Source organism: Candidatus Paceibacterota bacterium (genome assembly GCA_035530615.1).
Classification (GTDB): domain Bacteria; phylum Actinomycetota; class Actinomycetes; order Nanopelagicales; family Nanopelagicaceae; genus QYPT01.
Genome location: DATKUL010000003.1, coordinates 492,381 through 508,213, shown reverse-complemented (window position 1 = coordinate 508,213; position 15,833 = coordinate 492,381). Strand labels below are relative to the sequence as shown.

Annotated in this window: 13 protein-coding genes and 1 other RNA gene; 2 read left to right on the top strand and 12 right to left on the bottom strand. The window is 50.7% G+C overall.

Annotated features, from left to right (window positions below; all coding sequences use genetic code 11):
- Window positions 1-338: RNase P RNA component class A (gene rnpB / locus VMW30_11020), an RNA gene on the bottom strand; the annotation flags it as partial.
- A gap of 193 nt (window positions 339-531) precedes the next feature.
- Here rnpB and VMW30_11015 point away from each other — a divergent pair.
- Window positions 532-816, top strand: a complete 285-nt coding sequence (locus tag VMW30_11015; protein ID HUW88877.1) for a hypothetical protein — start codon at window positions 532-534, stop codon at window positions 814-816.
- A gap of 21 nt (window positions 817-837) precedes the next feature.
- Here the strand turns inward: VMW30_11015 and VMW30_11010 are convergent, their stop codons facing one another.
- From VMW30_11010 to VMW30_10985, 6 genes are all read right to left on the bottom strand, one after another.
- Window positions 838-1,503, bottom strand: a complete 666-nt coding sequence (locus tag VMW30_11010; GenBank protein ID HUW88876.1) for a response regulator transcription factor — start codon at window positions 1,501-1,503, stop codon at window positions 838-840.
- Between the two features lie 133 nt (window positions 1,504-1,636).
- Window positions 1,637-2,200: a chemotaxis protein CheB gene (locus VMW30_11005; protein ID HUW88875.1), complete on the bottom strand. Its 564-nt coding sequence runs from the start codon at window positions 2,198-2,200 to the stop codon at window positions 1,637-1,639.
- Window positions 2,197-3,018, bottom strand: a complete 822-nt coding sequence (locus VMW30_11000; protein HUW88874.1) for a protein-glutamate O-methyltransferase CheR — start codon at window positions 3,016-3,018, stop codon at window positions 2,197-2,199. Before VMW30_11000 ends, VMW30_11005 begins: the two co-directional genes overlap by 4 nt.
- Window positions 3,003-6,797, bottom strand: coding sequence for a response regulator (locus tag VMW30_10995; protein ID HUW88873.1), 3,795 nt, complete (start codon window positions 6,795-6,797; stop codon window positions 3,003-3,005). Before VMW30_10995 ends, VMW30_11000 begins: the two co-directional genes overlap by 16 nt.
- A 175-nt stretch (window positions 6,798-6,972) precedes the next feature.
- A complete protein-coding gene (locus VMW30_10990; GenBank protein ID HUW88872.1) occupies window positions 6,973-8,199 on the bottom strand; it encodes an MFS transporter in 1,227 nt (408 codons plus the stop codon).
- Complete coding sequence (locus VMW30_10985) at window positions 8,171-8,653, bottom strand: MgtC/SapB family protein (protein ID HUW88871.1); 483 nt, start codon at window positions 8,651-8,653, stop codon at window positions 8,171-8,173. The genes VMW30_10990 and VMW30_10985 overlap by 29 nt, the downstream gene beginning before the upstream one ends.
- Window positions 8,654-8,713: 60 nt before the next feature.
- Here VMW30_10985 and VMW30_10980 point away from each other — a divergent pair, with 60 nt between their 5' ends.
- Window positions 8,714-9,613: an agmatinase family protein gene (locus tag VMW30_10980; GenBank protein HUW88870.1), complete on the top strand. Its 900-nt coding sequence runs from the start codon at window positions 8,714-8,716 to the stop codon at window positions 9,611-9,613.
- On the opposite strand, the gene hutH is transcribed toward VMW30_10980, so the two are convergent.
- The 5 genes from hutH to VMW30_10955 are packed head-to-tail and all read right to left on the bottom strand — an operon-like array spanning window position 9,610 to window position 15,822.
- Window positions 9,610-11,172 carry a histidine ammonia-lyase gene (hutH, locus tag VMW30_10975; GenBank protein HUW88869.1) on the bottom strand — a complete coding sequence of 521 codons (1,563 nt, stop codon included), beginning with the start codon at window positions 11,170-11,172 and terminating at the stop codon, window positions 9,610-9,612. The genes VMW30_10980 and hutH overlap by 4 nt on opposite strands.
- The gene (gene hutI, locus VMW30_10970; GenBank protein HUW88868.1) at window positions 11,153-12,328 is read right to left on the bottom strand and encodes an imidazolonepropionase; all 1,176 of its coding nucleotides are present in this window, start codon (window positions 12,326-12,328) and stop codon (window positions 11,153-11,155) included. The genes hutH and hutI overlap by 20 nt, the downstream gene beginning before the upstream one ends.
- 2 nt (window positions 12,329-12,330) lie before the next feature.
- Window positions 12,331-14,001 (bottom strand): urocanate hydratase, encoded by a 1,671-nt coding sequence (gene hutU, locus VMW30_10965; protein ID HUW88867.1) that lies wholly within the window; start codon window positions 13,999-14,001, stop codon window positions 12,331-12,333.
- Between the two features lie 19 nt (window positions 14,002-14,020).
- Window positions 14,021-15,094, bottom strand: a complete 1,074-nt coding sequence (locus VMW30_10960; GenBank protein ID HUW88866.1) for a histidine phosphatase family protein — start codon at window positions 15,092-15,094, stop codon at window positions 14,021-14,023.
- Window positions 15,094-15,822: a C4-type zinc ribbon domain-containing protein gene (locus tag VMW30_10955; GenBank protein HUW88865.1), complete on the bottom strand. Its 729-nt coding sequence runs from the start codon at window positions 15,820-15,822 to the stop codon at window positions 15,094-15,096. Before VMW30_10955 ends, VMW30_10960 begins: the two co-directional genes overlap by 1 nt.
- Window positions 15,823-15,833 lie beyond the last annotated feature (11 nt).

Below are 15,833 nucleotides of genomic sequence, written 5' to 3'. Positions count from 1 at the left end.
GCCCTATAAGCCGGATCCTGTCTAGGATCACCATCCATCTAGTTCCGCAATTACTCACGGAATCAAGCGACCTACCCGGTAGCTCGAACGAGCAGTTCTCAAGCGCTACCTGTCTGGTCTTGCTCCAAGTGGGGTTTGCCTAGCCACATACGTTGCCGTACATGCTGGTGGTCTCTTACACCGCCGTTTCACCCTTACTCGTTATTGCTAACGAGCGGTTTATTTTCTGTGGCACTGTTCCCGCGGATTGCTCCGGGTGGGTGTTACCCACCACCTTGCTCTGTGGAGTCCGGACTTTCCTCGGCATATTTCTATGACGCGGCGATCCGGGCGACTCTTCTGTGGTGCAAGTCTACGCGACTCTTGGCTAAGTAGTTTCCTCTACGGGCAGTAGGTGCAATTCTGGACTAAAGAGCAAGGAAATCACAGGATAAGTGTGCGGTCAGTACGAATGTAGATAAGCCCGCAAGCGAGGAGATTAAAGCCATAGGGATTCACCAAACGAATTCCACTTCGTAAAGGAAAAGCACCATGAACAACACACTCAGCCAGATTGGAACTCGTAACGCCAAGGGTTCTAGCACAGGTCCAATTGCCAGCCTCATCATCTTTGCCGTGGCAGTATTGGGCATTGCCTGCGGTTCCGCTCTGGCTAGTGCCGCAACATCCGAGGGTCCCACGACTACCCCTAATTCATCGGCTCAAGTTCTCCAAATTTCTGAAGACGCTTTCCACCAAGATTTACCAACGATATCCCCAGATTCGAACTTGCATGCACCACTTGTTGACCCAGATCTGCAGAAAGTGCAACGCTGAAGAACTAGGTGAAAATTAGAATTAAATATCGTTCTCGATCAAACCCTTACGGATAGCTGTGGTCACCGCTTCGGTTCGGGTAGAAACTCCCAGTTTTTGGAAAATCTTATGAATGTGTGCTTCAACAGTTCGGACACTTAGAAATAGTTCGTTGCTAATACTCTTATTGGTAGTCCCAGTGGCTACCATCCTAAGAATTTGAATCTCTCGTTCGCTCAAATTGATAGTAGTGCCAACTGGCGCTCTTAGATCGGTGAGCAACCTACGAGCCACTGTTGGAGAGAGTACTGAACCCCCGTCCATAACGGCGAAGATCGCCTCTTGTAATTCAAGCCCGCTAACCGACTTAAGTAGATAGCCACTAGCACCTGCTTGCAGCGCGTCGTTAACATCATTTATTTCATCGTCGGCCGAGAGAATAATTATTTGAATCTCAGGAAAATCGGCTTTGATTTTGCTAGTCGCCTCTATTCCCCCCATTAAGGGCATTTGGAGATCCATTAGAATCACATGCGGAGTCAATTCACCCGCCAAGCGATGAGCGACAACGCCATCTTGTCCTTCTCCTACCAGCACCACGCGCTCACCTATGGTGTTTATCCGCTCGCAGACGCCGAGCCGAAAAATCGGGTGGTCGTCGATAACGAGAACTCGGATGGGGTGGTTCTGTACGTCCGTCGAATTCATTGATCTCTCCTTGGAAGAAATGAGAAAATACTACCTACACCTCGACTTCAAAGTAGCATGAACCACTCCCCGTGCATCACCCCTTAGTAGTCAATTTCCTAAAGGGCAGATGCTCCAAATCCCTTATCCCAGATCAGCGTCTCAATGTCGCTAACCACTGCCCAATCTCCTTAAGGGTCAACACCTGCGCATCAGGGACCGCAACCAATGCGGCCAGCGGCATCCCCTGTGCAACCGCATCATCTGGCGATTGCACCAATACAGTCCCACCATGGCGGTGGATTGCTGCCAGCCCACGCGCGCCATCTCGCCTCATGCCAGTCAACACTATGCCAGTCACATGTGCGCCATAAGCTTCCGCAGCGCTTTCAAAGAGAATGTCGATTGAGGGGCGGGCGTAATCTTCAGGCTCATCCAGAGAGTAGGCGAAATGATCACCTTCCACCAACAGGTGGTAATTCGGCGGGGCCATGTATACGTGACCAGCCAGAATGAGTTCCTTGTCCAATGGAAAGGCAACTGGTAAAACGCAATCTGCATCAAGAAGAGGAATCAAGTCCCCACTCTCCTCCTTATCGCGGTGCAGAACAATAATAAGCGCGGCGGGGAAATCTGCCGGCAACGCCGGCAACAACACATGCAATGCATCGAGGGCGCCCAACGACGCGCCTAGCACCACTAAATGGAGCGGCATCATTTCACTCTCTGGTAGATCTTCTCACGGCGATCGAGAGTGCGATAACTTAATTCGTTGGGTGTGAGTCGCAGACTTTCCTGTCTGCCTAATACCAAGAAACCATCTTCTACCAGGCTCTCATAGAGCAGGCGATGTACACGTTCCTGCAAACGCGTATTGAAGTAGATCAGCACATTGCGGCAGACGATCAGGTGAAACTCGTTGAAGGACGCGTCTGTTACCAAATTGTGCTGTGCCCAGACAATGTTCTTTGATAGATCTTTTCGCAAGACAACATGACCATGACCTGCGTGGTAGTACTCGGAAAACTCCGCCTTGCCTCCGGCGGAATGATAATCCTCGGTATATTCCTTCATTTTTCCCAGCGGATAAATGCCCTCCTTGGCGGTATCAAGGGCTGTCTGATCAAGGTCGGTAGCATAAATTCGTGATCGATCGAGCAACCCCTCTTCGTGTAGCAAAATGGCCATGGAGTACACCTCTTCGCCGCTGGCACAACCAGCATGCCATATTCGAAGCGAAGGCCGATCTTTCAGCAGTGGTACGACCACCTTGCGAAAGGCTAAGTAAAATCCAGGATCGCGAAACATCGAGGTAACACTCACCACTAATTGATCCAGAAAACGTTGCATGCAGGCAGGGTCGCGCAATACTTGCTCCTGCAAAGCAGATATCGATGACAACCTTTCCAACTCGACAATGCGCCGGATACGCCGCTTCAAAGATGCAGGAGCATAGTCGCGGAAGTCATAACCCCAACGCTGATAAATCGCTTCAACTAGCGCCAGGACTTCAATGTCCTCTATTTCGATAGCCACACCTGCATCAGTGAGGAGAGTTGCTCGATGTTAACTGGTTTGCTCAGGTAATCCGAGGCACCAGCTTCAAGACATTTTTCACGGTCCCCAACCATGGCCTTGGCCGTCAGCGCGATGATCGGCAACTTCTTAAATTTCGCCAACTTTCGGATCTCACGCATGGTTTCATACCCGTCCATCTCCGGCATCATGATGTCCATCAACACCAGATCAATGTCAGGTGTCTTCCTTAATAAATCAATAGCGATAACTCCATTCTCCGCAGAGGACACAATTACGCCCTTGGACTCCAATGCAGCGGTGAGTGCGAAAATATTGCGCACATCATCATCCACGATCAGCACCTTTTTCCCGCCGAGATTGTTCGCTGCTTGATGTAGTTGTTGGAGCAACTTACGCTTCTCTTCTGGCAAGTGCGAAACCACCCGGTGCAAGAACAACGCGGTCTGGTCAAGCAAACGGTCGAGGGAATCGGCGCTTCTCACTACGCTAGCTGTACCAAGCTTTTCAATCTCGCCCCGCTCCGAATCGGTAATTGACGCACCACTAAACACCACGACAGGTATCTCTTCTAACGATTTATTCTTTCGCATAGCGGTGATGAAGTCAGCCACGCTCATATCCGTCATTTTCGTAGCGACCGCCACACAGTCAAAAGATCTCTTGCCCATCTCAATCAACCCCAACTTGCCGCTACGGGCATGATGGACTGTGATGTCGCCGTTGCCGAGTTGCTCGGTAATCTGCTCATCCTCAACCTTGTCACCGGCAACCAACAAAAGGTTTTTCATGGGCCGATCCAGGAAGGTGCGCGTGGCCTCTATCGCCTTAGCAAGCTGAACGTGGCTCACTGGTTTAGTGAGATACTTAAAAGCCCCTTGCGAGAGAGCGCGCAATGGATAATCTTCAACGGTGATGACGTCTACAGGAATATGGCGCAAGTCGGAATCGCGCTTGAGTATGTCCAAAATCGTCCACCCGTCTATATCTGGGATGTGGATGTCGAGGGTAATGGCGTCAGGTTTGTACTTGCGCACCAGTTCCAACGCCTGCGATCCGCGCATTGCGACAATGCCTTTGAAGCCCTTCTCGCGTGCCAGATCAAGAATGATTTTGGCGAACGTCGGATCATCCTCGATGATCAACAGGACTCGATCGCCTTCGATAAGGTCACGATCATCGGCGATGGCTGAGTCGTGAATCGCACTTGATGCTTCATGGGTACTGCTTGTGCCACCTGAATCAAAATCAAAATTTTGTGTGCTATGTGTTCTGCGCTCTTCCTTAGGAATTGCTTCGAGAACTCCACCTTTGGATCCGTTCAGTGGCAGATAAAGCGCAAATACACTCCCCTGTTTGGAAGTACTCCGCACCAGTGCCAGCTCACCTCCCAATAAGCGAGCAAGTTCGCGACTGATCGATAATCCCAGGCCGGTACCGCCATATTTACGGGCGGTTGTCCCGTCACCTTGCTGGAACGCTTCAAAGATTATGCGCTGCTTGGCGGCCGATATACCGATGCCCGTGTCTTCAACGGTGAAGGCTAAGACTTCGGCTGCCTTGTTAAGACTCTCGTTCTCCGCGCTCCAACCAGAGAGAACACGATCCACGCGGACTGATACTTTCCCCTTCTCGGTAAATTTGAAAGCGTTGGAGAGCAAGTTCTTCATCACTTGCAGCAGTCGCATCTCGTCGGTGACTATTACTGAAGGCAATTCACTGGCAAAAGTTATCTCAAAGTCAAGCCTCCGATTTTTTGCTACGTGGCTGAATGTATTCTCTAGTTGATCTTGTATCGTGGTAAACGGTACCGACGCGTTCTCTACCGATACCACGCCTGATTCAATCTTGGACAGGTCGAGAATCTCATTGATCAGAGAAAGTAGATCATTGCCAGAAACATGAATTAACTTTGCGAATTCCACCTCCTTCGCATCGAGATGACTTTTCGGGTTTGCGGCAAGATGTTCGGCAAGAATTAGTAAACTGTTTAGTGGCGTGCGAAGCTCATGCGACATATTGGAAAGAAACTCGGATTTATACTTTGACGTGAGTGCCAGTTGCGTTGCTTTTTCTTCTACCGCAGTCTTTGCCTGCTCGACCTCGAGATTCTTTAATTCAACTTCAAGTTTCTGCTCTTCCAGCAACCGTGCCTTGTCTTCCAACTCATCGTTTGCCTGACGCAGCTCTTCTTGCTGGCTTTGTAGCGCACTAGTAAGGGACTGTGACTGCTTGAGCAATTCATCGGTACGCATATCAGCTTCGATAATGTTGAGCACGATACCAATAGATTCAGTTAGTCGATCCAGGAATGTCTGATGGGTAAGAGAAAACTCCTTAAAAGAAGCCAATTCAATAACGGCCTTTACCTTGCCCTCAAAAATGACGGGGAGAATTAGGATGCTAAGCGGTTTGGCCCGACCCAACCCTGAAGTAATCTCCACGTAATCGCCAGGCACATCGGTAATGAAAATACGCCGTTTCTCATAGGCGCATTGCCCCACTAGCCCCTCTCCCATCTTCCACTCTTTGTCAAGGTCTTTGCTTTCTTTGTAAGCATAAGTGGCGAGCAACTTTAAACAAGCTTCGATACTCTCGCTTTCTTCCATAATGTAGAAGGCGCCATACTGGGCCTCGACCAGCGGCGCGAGATCGGAGAGCACTGCTTTAGAAACGGTGACGTAGTCACGTTGGCCTTGCAGAATGCTATTGAATTTGGCCAGATTAGTTTTGAGCCAATCTTGTTCCGAGTTTTTCTCAGTGGTTTCGCGCAGATTACGAATCATTTCGTTGACGTTGTCCTTGAGTTCGGCCACTTCGCCCTTGGCCGTAACAACTACCGAGCGAGTGAGATCACCTTTAGTCACGGCAGTAGAGACATCAGCTATAGCGCGCACCTGGTCAGTCAAGTTGGTTGCCATCGAGTTGACGTTATCGGTTAGGTCCTTCCATGTGCCTGCCACACCCGGCACGTTGGCCTGGCCGCCGAGCTTGCCGTCCATGCCCACTTCGCGCGCCACTTGGGTGACCTGGTCAGCGAAGAGCGCCAAGGTCTCGGTCATGTTATTGATAGTGCCAGCCAGATCGGCGATCTCGCCTTTGACATCGACTGTGACCTTTTTACTGAGGTCGCCGTTGGCCACCGCCGTAACTACCTGGGCGATACCGCGCACCTGGTCAGTCAAGTTGGTTGCCATCGAGTTGACGTTATCGGTTAGGTCCTTCCATGTGCCTGCCACACCCGGCACGTTGGCCTGGCCGCCGAGCTTGCCTTCCATGCCCACTTCGCGCGCCACTTGGGATATTTCAGAGGTCAAGGTAGATAACACGTCCAACATGTCATTCATCATCTCAGTCCATGCAAAAAACTGACCCTCTTTTTTCTTGCCGTTGATTTCAGTCGACACCCTGCGATTCAACTCACCACGGGACACAGCGCTAATAATTTCCACCATTTCATTCAATGGCTCATTTAGTTTCTCGAGCATCTGATTGAGAGCTACAACTAAGTTGGCCACTGCTGGTGGCAATTCATCGGTAGAAATCTTCGAATCGATAAGGCCTCTTTCGCCGACCTCCTTGAATACCTTCATGAAACTATCCAAAATCTTAGATCTGGAACTGATTAATTCGTTAACCGTCTGGGCGATCTCACCAAGCACTCCCGTCTGGTCAGTGGGCATGCGAACGGAATAATCACCAGATAAAAAGAGTTTTAAAACCGAGAACAACTTCTCAAGGTCCCGATCACCCTTTGGTTCAGTCGATTTCTTCGACATTGCCGTGCCTACCGCTCAAAATTGCGCAGAGATGGAAAATTGCGGCGATGTTCTGCCACGACGCTAGGTGGCCGACATCACGTCTTACATGGTAACAGTGACACATTTCTGGTCAAGAGCTCGAGGAGACCCATACTGTGCTCGTTTTTAGATGGGCGCTCCTTGAGGAGCACTTCTACGCGACCCTAGGCGCGTGACGTAAAACCGCTGGAGTCATGATTGCTAGCACGGCAATCGAAAGCAGTCCTCCCACAAATAGAACCTCACGCACTCCGAAGACTCCAATCATGACGCCAGCAAGACCCATCGCAGTTATCAGTCCCACATTGATCACTCCAGACACTCCAGCCAATATGCGACCCTGGATTGCGGGATCAGATCGGTTGATGAATATCCCTACCGCATATGCGTTAATAATGGAGTTTCCGATTCCTGCAAGTAGAGAGAAGGCAAGTACTACACCCCAGTGCCAAGCCAGGGCAATCCCAAGGACGGCGACGGAGAGCAATGTCAACCCAAGAATAACTATCTGCACGTGCTTAGTTTCGGGAATCTTGGCAGAAGCCGATCCGGTTGAGCCAAGAAGTGCACCCAGAGCAAATGCAGTTCCTACCAAACCGTAAATAAAATAACTAGCACCAAGTTCTTCGGTTACAAGGAATACTTCTCCAACGTTTACAACGCCGAGTGCCAAGATAAATATCGTAAGAAGAATTAAAAGAGCACGCAATAAGGGTTCGCGAAAGAGAAAGTTAATTCCTTCCATTGCTCCGTTCTTTTGACCGGTTACCTCGACTGCCCTAATTCGATTTACTCTCAATGCAACCGGCATCGTGGCTATAAACAAGAAGGTGATGGCGTCAATGACAAAAGGCCAATAGAAACCACTTGTCGAAACCAATAGACCCGCTAGCGCGGGGGCAAGTAATCCTGCCAGAGCAAAAATCGACTGCGAGAATCCCAATGCGCGCGGAAGGTCATCTTTAGTACATAGGGTAGGCAATAAAGCACCCCATGCAGGATTTGCAACTGAACCGCAGGTATTGGCCAGAAATAGCGTTGCAAAAACAACCCAGTGTGGCCCATCAATCGTCAAACTGAATATCAGCCCTGCTTGGATTAGCGAAGAAGTAAGCACCACTTCTCTGGTTGAGTACTTATCCGCAATTAGCCCTGCCCACGGAGCGAAGAGAATCAATGGCAGCATGCCCAAAATGAGAAGCACCGAGACTGTGCTGGCACCCGAATCCTTCTCTCGAAGAATCAGCGCGAAAACAGTAAGCTCGCTACCTAAAAAAGAGATCGCCCTGGCGAAAGAAATCGCGCGAATCTTCCGCCAATTTGTGACGGAAACTTCGTGAGCGGTGATCACGTTAACGCGATTTTGCGTTCGGATCCTCATCCTGGACGCTGCGGCGACGCGCGACCTCCCTGACGTGTGAAGAGCGAAGAATAATAAGGATAATCATTGTTAGCCCTACACCCACGATCTGGAATCCAAGACCAACAGAGACACCCATCGCTGCGGTTGCGAAAATCGTTGCAGCTGTCGTAACACCTTGGATTCCCCCGCGCTTATCCGTAAATATGAGACCCGCGCCGAGAAAACCAATACCCGTAATAATCGCGTGCAGTGCGCGTGTTGGATCTCCATAGCGAGCATTGGCATCGAGAACTTCGCCGATAGAAACGACAATTGCCGCAGCCGTGCCTACAAGTGCCATCGTCCGTGGACCGGCAGACTTACCCGCTCGGTCACGCTCCCACCCAATGATCGAACCCAAAATGGCCGCAATTGTCCCGTCAATGATTATCGAAAACTGCTGCCAAATATCAATGGAATGAAGATTTATCATCGGGTCATCGTACTTTCCACTATCCAAATAAGCCAGGGTTTTTCGCGTAATATCAAGGTCATGACTAGCCCAGCACTTCCACACGACCCCAATTGGGTGCGGGCAAATACTCTTTTCACTTCAAAGAAGGAATCTGCAGATGTAGCACTCATTGGCGTTCCGGCTTGCGAAGAATCTCTCTCGCCTACATCAGCGCACCAGACTCCTGATGCAATCCGAAACGCGCTAGCGCGATACTCAACATACTCTCATTCCCACAATGTGGATCTGCGTGAGATCGAAACTCGTGATCTTGGAAATGTGATCTCTCCGGAATTTACAGAAGGAGAACAACGAGTAGCAGCTGCCGTCAAAGATGTGCTTCGCGTCAATAAATTGCTTATCGCACTAGGCGGAGATAATTCCATTACTTATTCAGTTGCTGCTGGAATATGGCCGGACTTGACTCAGTGTGGCCTAATCACACTTGATGCACACCATGATTTGCGCGACGGTCGATCAAGCGGCTCACCCGTCTGGCGACTCATTCAAGCCGGCATGCAAGGAAGCAACATTGTCCAAATTGGCATCAGTGATTTTGCAAATAGCAAAGATTACGCAGCAAGAGCAAAGGATCATGGGATCCACATCTTTTCTCGGGAGTCACTGCGTAAGCGACCCATCGCAGACGTGATGCTGGAAGCCCTTGAAATCGCCGGAGGATCTAGGAGAGAAATATACGTAGATATCGATGTCGATGTCTGCGATCGATCCGTCGCTCCGGCCTGTCCTGCTTCAGTGCCTGGTGGCATAAGTGCGGATGAACTTCGCCAAGCAGCATTCCTGGCTGGTGCCAATTCTTCAGTGCGCGCGATGGATATTACAGAGATTGATGCGGCCTCTGATGCTCCGGATCAACGAACAGTCCGACTCGGTGCACTCCTAGTACTCGAAGCCGCTTGTGGAGTTGCCAAGCGTTAAAGCAACTCTCTTACGACCTCTCTTGCCGCAGATTGAACTTTTCCACTCTGTACCAGTGAAACTGCGGCTTCAAGTTCTGGCGAGAGCCAACGATCTGGACCAGATCCCGGCACCACTTGTCGCAAAGTCTTTATAACCGATGATGTGGCTGGCGAGGGAGTCAATCCTTCGCGTAATTCAATGGCGCGAGCGGCAGTGACAAGTTCGATTGCAAGTATGCGAGAAAGATTCTCGATTACTTTGCGCAATTTGCGGGCCGCACTCCATCCCATTGAAACGTGATCCTCTTGCATCGCCGAACTTGGAATTGAATCCACGCTGGCAGGGGAAGCAAGTCGCTTGTTCTCGCTCACCAAGCCTGCCTGGGTGTACTGGGCAATCATCAGACCCGAATCCACGCCGGGGTCGTAGGCAAGAAATGGTGGCAAACCCACCGAACGATGCTGATCCAACATTCGATCAGTACGCCGTTCGGCCATCGATCCGAGATCTGCTGCCGCAATTGCCAGAAAATCGAGCACATAACCAACGGGGGCTCCGTGGAAGTTGCCATTTGACTCTACTCGTCCATCAGGAAGGACAACTGGATTATCTATCGAACTGCGCAATTCACGGTGAGCGATTGTTGACGCATAATCGACGGTATCCCTTACCGCTCCATTGACTTGCGGTGCGCAACGCAGAGAGTAAGCATCTTGCACGCGGGAATCATGCTCAAGATGGGATGCAACAATCCCTGAATTCTGTAGGAGTGCGTACATATTTGCCGCGCTCGTTATCTGCCCAATTTGTGGACGAAGTGGCGCGTGTAGATCAGGTGCAAAGACTCGATCGGTTCCGAGCAAGCCCTCGACGCTCATTGCAGCAGTGATATCTGCGACCGTGCAGAGTTGGGCAAGGTCTGCACACGCCATAATCAACATCCCGAGCATTCCATCGGTGCCATTGATGAGAGCCAGACCCTCTTTCGCTTGAAGTTCAATCGACTTTAAACCCGCCGCATTCATTGCGTCCAAAGATGGCATTTCATTTCCGTCGCCATCGTGGACAAGGCCTTCGCCCATCATCGAAAGTGCACAGTGAGCAAGTGGTGCTAAATCGCCGCTGCAGCCGAGAGAACCAAATTCTGGGACCAATGGCGTAATGCCAGAGTTAAGAAAATCAACATATGCCTGGGCTACTTCTACCCGCACCCCCGTGCGACCAGATGCCATGGTTCGCAACCTCAAAAACATCAATGCTCGTACAACTTCACGTTCGACCGCGGGGCCTACTCCAGCAGCATGCGATCGGATCAGTGATTTTTGAAGTTGAGTTCGATCCTCAACATCAATATGGCGATTTGCCAGGGCACCAAAGCCGGTAGAGACTCCGTAGACAGGAACCCCACCTGCTGCGTACGCATCAATATATTTTCGTGTTTCACTAATCGCTTCAATCGCCTTAGAGGCAAGGACGACTTGTGCACCATGGCGCGCAACCGCGATTACATCCTCAAATGTGACCCCACTAGTACCGAGAGTTATCACGCTATTTGAGTTATTTGATCCGTTTACCATGACGCCATACCTCATCTACTAACGGAACTCCTGGGCGGTACGCCAGGTGTATGTAAGAAGTAGTGCTCAGTATTGAAAAATCGGCACTTGCGCCAACTCCTAGGTGGCCGACGTCTTCGCGCCGAAGTGCCATCGCACCGCCCTTTGTCGCCGACCAAATTGCCTGCTCTGGAGAGAAGTGCAGATCACGCACCGCAACTGCAATAACAAATGGAATATTGGTGGTGTACGAACTTCCTGGATTGCAATCGGAGGCCAGAGCAACATTGACGCCGGCTTCAAAGAGTCTGCGCGCATCAGAGTAAGTAGACCGGGTTGAAAACTCCGCTGCGGGTAATAGAGTTGCCAGAGTTTCAGAATCAGCGAGTAAAGAAATGTCATCATCCGAGAGGTGACTGACATGGTCTACCGATGCTGCGCCAAGTTCAACGCCGATCTGTACGCCCTCGCCAGGTTCGAGTTGATTGGCGTGCAGCCGGGGAAGAAGGCCGTGCGCAATCCCTGCTCTCAGAATCCTTCTTGTCTGTTCGGCCGTGAAGGCGCCTTTATCGCAGAATACGTCAATCCACTTTGCATTTGGTCGGGCAGCATCCAGCATCGGACCACATACAAGATCGACATACTCTTCAGGACTCTCTCGATATTCCAGCGGGACGATGTGAGCTCCTAAGAATGTGGTTTCGTCGGTGAGTTGCTTGGCGACTACCAGCGAACGAGCTTCGTCATCAACGGTCAAGCCGTATCCAGACTTACATTCAATTGTTGTTGTGCCCGATGCATTTGCCTCGGCAATCAGACGACGACCGCTCTGTAGCAACTGCCCATTCGATGCTTTCCGCGTGAGTTCAACCGTGTAATTAATTCCGCCGGCCGTGTAAGGCTCCCCTTGCATCCGGGCACGAAACTCATCACTTCGATCTCCCGCAAAAATGAGATGGGTATGGCTATCAACAAATCCCGGAATAATGCATCTTCCTTGCGCGTCAATGCGGTTGGGAATTTCACTTCGCGGAGCAGCGGAAGACTCTCCAATCCAAGAAATTGCGCCCTCTTCCATAAGGAAAGCCGCGTCTTGAATTAGTCCCAGAGGACTGCCGTCCATCGATAAGTCGTTGGTGACGAGTAATCCGATGTTATCTACCAGGGTTCGAGTCATGGTTACTCCACATCCAGCATCGGAACATGAACATGTTTCTGACGTGCGGCACTAGTTGCTTCGTCATATCCCGCATCCACATGGCGGATAACGCCCATGCCAGGATCGTTTGTCAGCACTCTGGCGAGTTTCTGACCTGCCAACTTCGTGCCATCGGCGACGCAGACTTGGCCCGCATGAATTGAACGACCGATTCCAACGCCGCCACCATGATGGATTGAGACCCACGATGCACCGGATGCAACATTGATCATGGCATTGAGAAGCGGCCAATCTGCTATCGCATCGGATCCATCTTTCATTGCTTCAGTCTCTCGATAGGGGGATGCCACAGAGCCACAGTCCAAGTGATCGCGCCCAATTACAATCGGTGCAGACACTTCTCCGCTGGCGACGAGATCATTAAAGGCAATACCCGCTTTATCTCTCTCACCATATCCGAGCCAACAGATTCTGGCAGGAAGGCCTTGAAAGGCGACTTTCTCCTGCGCCAATGTGATCCAGCGATGAAGTCCTTCATTTTCCGGAAAGAGATCAAGAACAGCCTTATCGGTGCGATAAATATCTTTTGGATCTCCCGAAAGAGCTACCCAACGGAAAGGTCCTTTGCCTTCGCAGAAAAGTGGGCGGATATAGGCGGGAACAAAACCCGGAAATGCAAACGCACGGCCGAAGACACCCTGGCGCGCTTCATCACGGATGGAATTGCCATAATCGAAAACCTCCGCACCTTTATCTAAAAATCCGACCATTGCTTCGACGTGTTTTGCCATGGATGCGCGAGCGCGAAGAGTGAAATCTTCCGGATCATCCATGGCCAATTGCGCCGCATCGTGGAATTCAACGCCAATCGGAACATAGGCAAGCGGATCGTGAGCTGAAGTCTGATCAGTGACAATATCGATTGGGACATCCATGGACAGGAGTTGTGGAAGAACCACCGCGGCATTTCCCACAAGACCAACCGAAAGTGGCTTGCCTGCCGATTTCGCCTTCAATACCCGATCAATTGCGTCATTAAGATCATGTGCAATCTCGTCCAAATAACGAGTTTCGATTCGCTTCTCCAGTCGAGTCCTATCAATATCTACTATTAAACAGACACCGCCGTTCATCGTGACGGCAAGTGGTTGGGCGCCTCCCATTCCACCACAGCCCGCAGTCAGAGTAAGCGTGCCTTGCAGCATCCCGTTGTATCGCTTCCGTGCGATGGCGGCGAATGTTTCATATGTTCCTTGCAAGATCCCCTGAGTCCCGATGTAAATCCAAGAACCAGCAGTCATCTGTCCGTACATCGTGAGGCCGAGTTGTTCGAGGCGACGAAATTCAGGCCAGGTCGCCCAATCTCCGACAAGATTTGAGTTCGCAATCAATACCCGCGGCGCCCATTCATGCGTTTGAAAAACGCCGACTGGTTTGCCTGATTGCACAAGGAGCGTTTCGTCATCTTTGAGTTTCGTAAGGGTTCGCACGATCGCATCAAAAGATGGCCAGTCCCGCGCAGCCTTACCTGTGCCACCGTATACAACAAGTTTCTCTGGATGTTCGGCTACTGCAGGGTCAAGGTTGTTGTGAAGCATGCGAAGCGCGGCTTCTTGACCCCAACCAAGGGCGCTCATTTTTGAACCTGTAGCCGCCTGAAGAATTCTTGCGCCTGACTGACTCTGCGTCATGCCTAGACAATAGCGCGGCTTAGCGGAGATGTCCGCGTTCGTTTGCAGATCTCATGGCGCGTAATCCGTCACTTGGCCAGATTGAAATTGTCGAGATCGAGCAAGGCGCAACATCAATGTGGAAAATACTCTCGGCAGAACCGCCGATCGCCAGTCTTATAGCCTGCTTAATCACTCCATTGTGGCTGACAACAACAATTCGCTTGCCAGGGTATTTGGCAGCGAGTTTGTCAATCGCCTCGTCAACTCTCCACCCTAGTTCGTCGTACGACTCTCCCTCAGGAGGCACATATGCGGATGATGCGAGCCAGGCTTGGTATTCGGCCGGATAAGTACTGGCCACTTCATCAATGGACATTCCATCCCAGATTCCGAAACCGCACTCATACCAAGCCTCATCAAAAATAATTGGCAATTTCACCTTTGATGCAATTACTTCGGCAGTCTCCTTGGTCCGCTGCAGAGGAGAGGCAACTAAGATTTCGGGCTTTAGTTTTTCAATTTCATTTGCTAACGCTTGAGCCTGAGCCTGCCCCTCTGGAGTTAGAGGTGGATTTAATTTGCCACTGCCCGAGAACTTACGATCTGGTGTCAGGATTGTCTCGCCGTGACGGACAAAATAAATCATTGTTGGAATTTCGGGCATGCGAAGACGCTCAGTTAAGAAATTGACTTGTTGGGTTTTCTTTCCCCCGCGCTCATCGAGTGCGCGGTTGGCAAGGCGATCAGCGTGAGCATTCTCTTCACGCGGAATCCAAGTGTATGAAACAAGCGTTGGAGAATGCACTGTTCGCGCTTCCATAGCAAGGGCGCGCATATCGGCGTGCTTTATCTGCCATCTACCTGACATCTGTTCAACAACTAATTTGCTGTCCATGCGGACGTCAATGGTCGCTTCAGGATCAAGCAAATGAATTGCGGTAAGACCTGCGACCAATCCGCTGTATTCCGCCACGTTATTGGTGGCAATTCCAATGAAGTCATAAAGCTCTTGGAGGACAATATGACCTTCGTGTATTACTGCGCCGTACCCCGCCGGCCCCGGATTTCCACGCGAACCGCCATCTGCGGTCATGACAAAATGGCGTGCCATTAATTCGCTCCCCTCACCAAAATACAGCGGCACTCTTCGCAACGGACAACCTCGTCCGATGCCAGAGTTTTCAATCTTCCGATTTCAACACTATTGATGGCCAGATGGCAACCATCGCATCGTCCTTCACGTAGGGCAGCCGCACCTGTTCCGGTACTACTTCGAATCTTTTCATAAAGCTCGAGAAGCGCCACATCCACGGTCGCTGCTGTGGCGTTTCGTTCCGAAATTGTGGATGCGATTTCATCTTCGATGGAAGACGAGGCTGAATTCTTTCTTACGGTAATTTCATCGTTTGAAGTTTTAAGACTTTCCTCTTCGCCCTGCAATTCTTCTAAACGCGACTTAATCGAATCAATACGGAGCATCACTTCCAATTCGACTTCTTCCAATTCAGAACGACGAGCGCTTAGTGTCTCAATCTCATGCTGCAATTTCTCTAGTTCCTTGGGCGCGGCACTTCCTTCTGCAAGGCGCTTCTCGTCTCGTTCGAGCCTGACCACCACTTGCTCTACGTCCGCTTCTGCACGCGATAACTCGCGTTTTATGTCGCTGATCTGTGTCTGCGCCGCGATTTCGAGATCACGCACGACGGCTAAACGCTGGGTACATGCCAACAACTCAGCTATTTCGGGGAGCGAAGCGAGTTTGTTACGAAGCGTTGCAACCTGAAAATCCATGCGCTGAATATCAAGTATCTGCAGTTGATCACTTGGGGAGGCTTTCATCAATCTCCTAC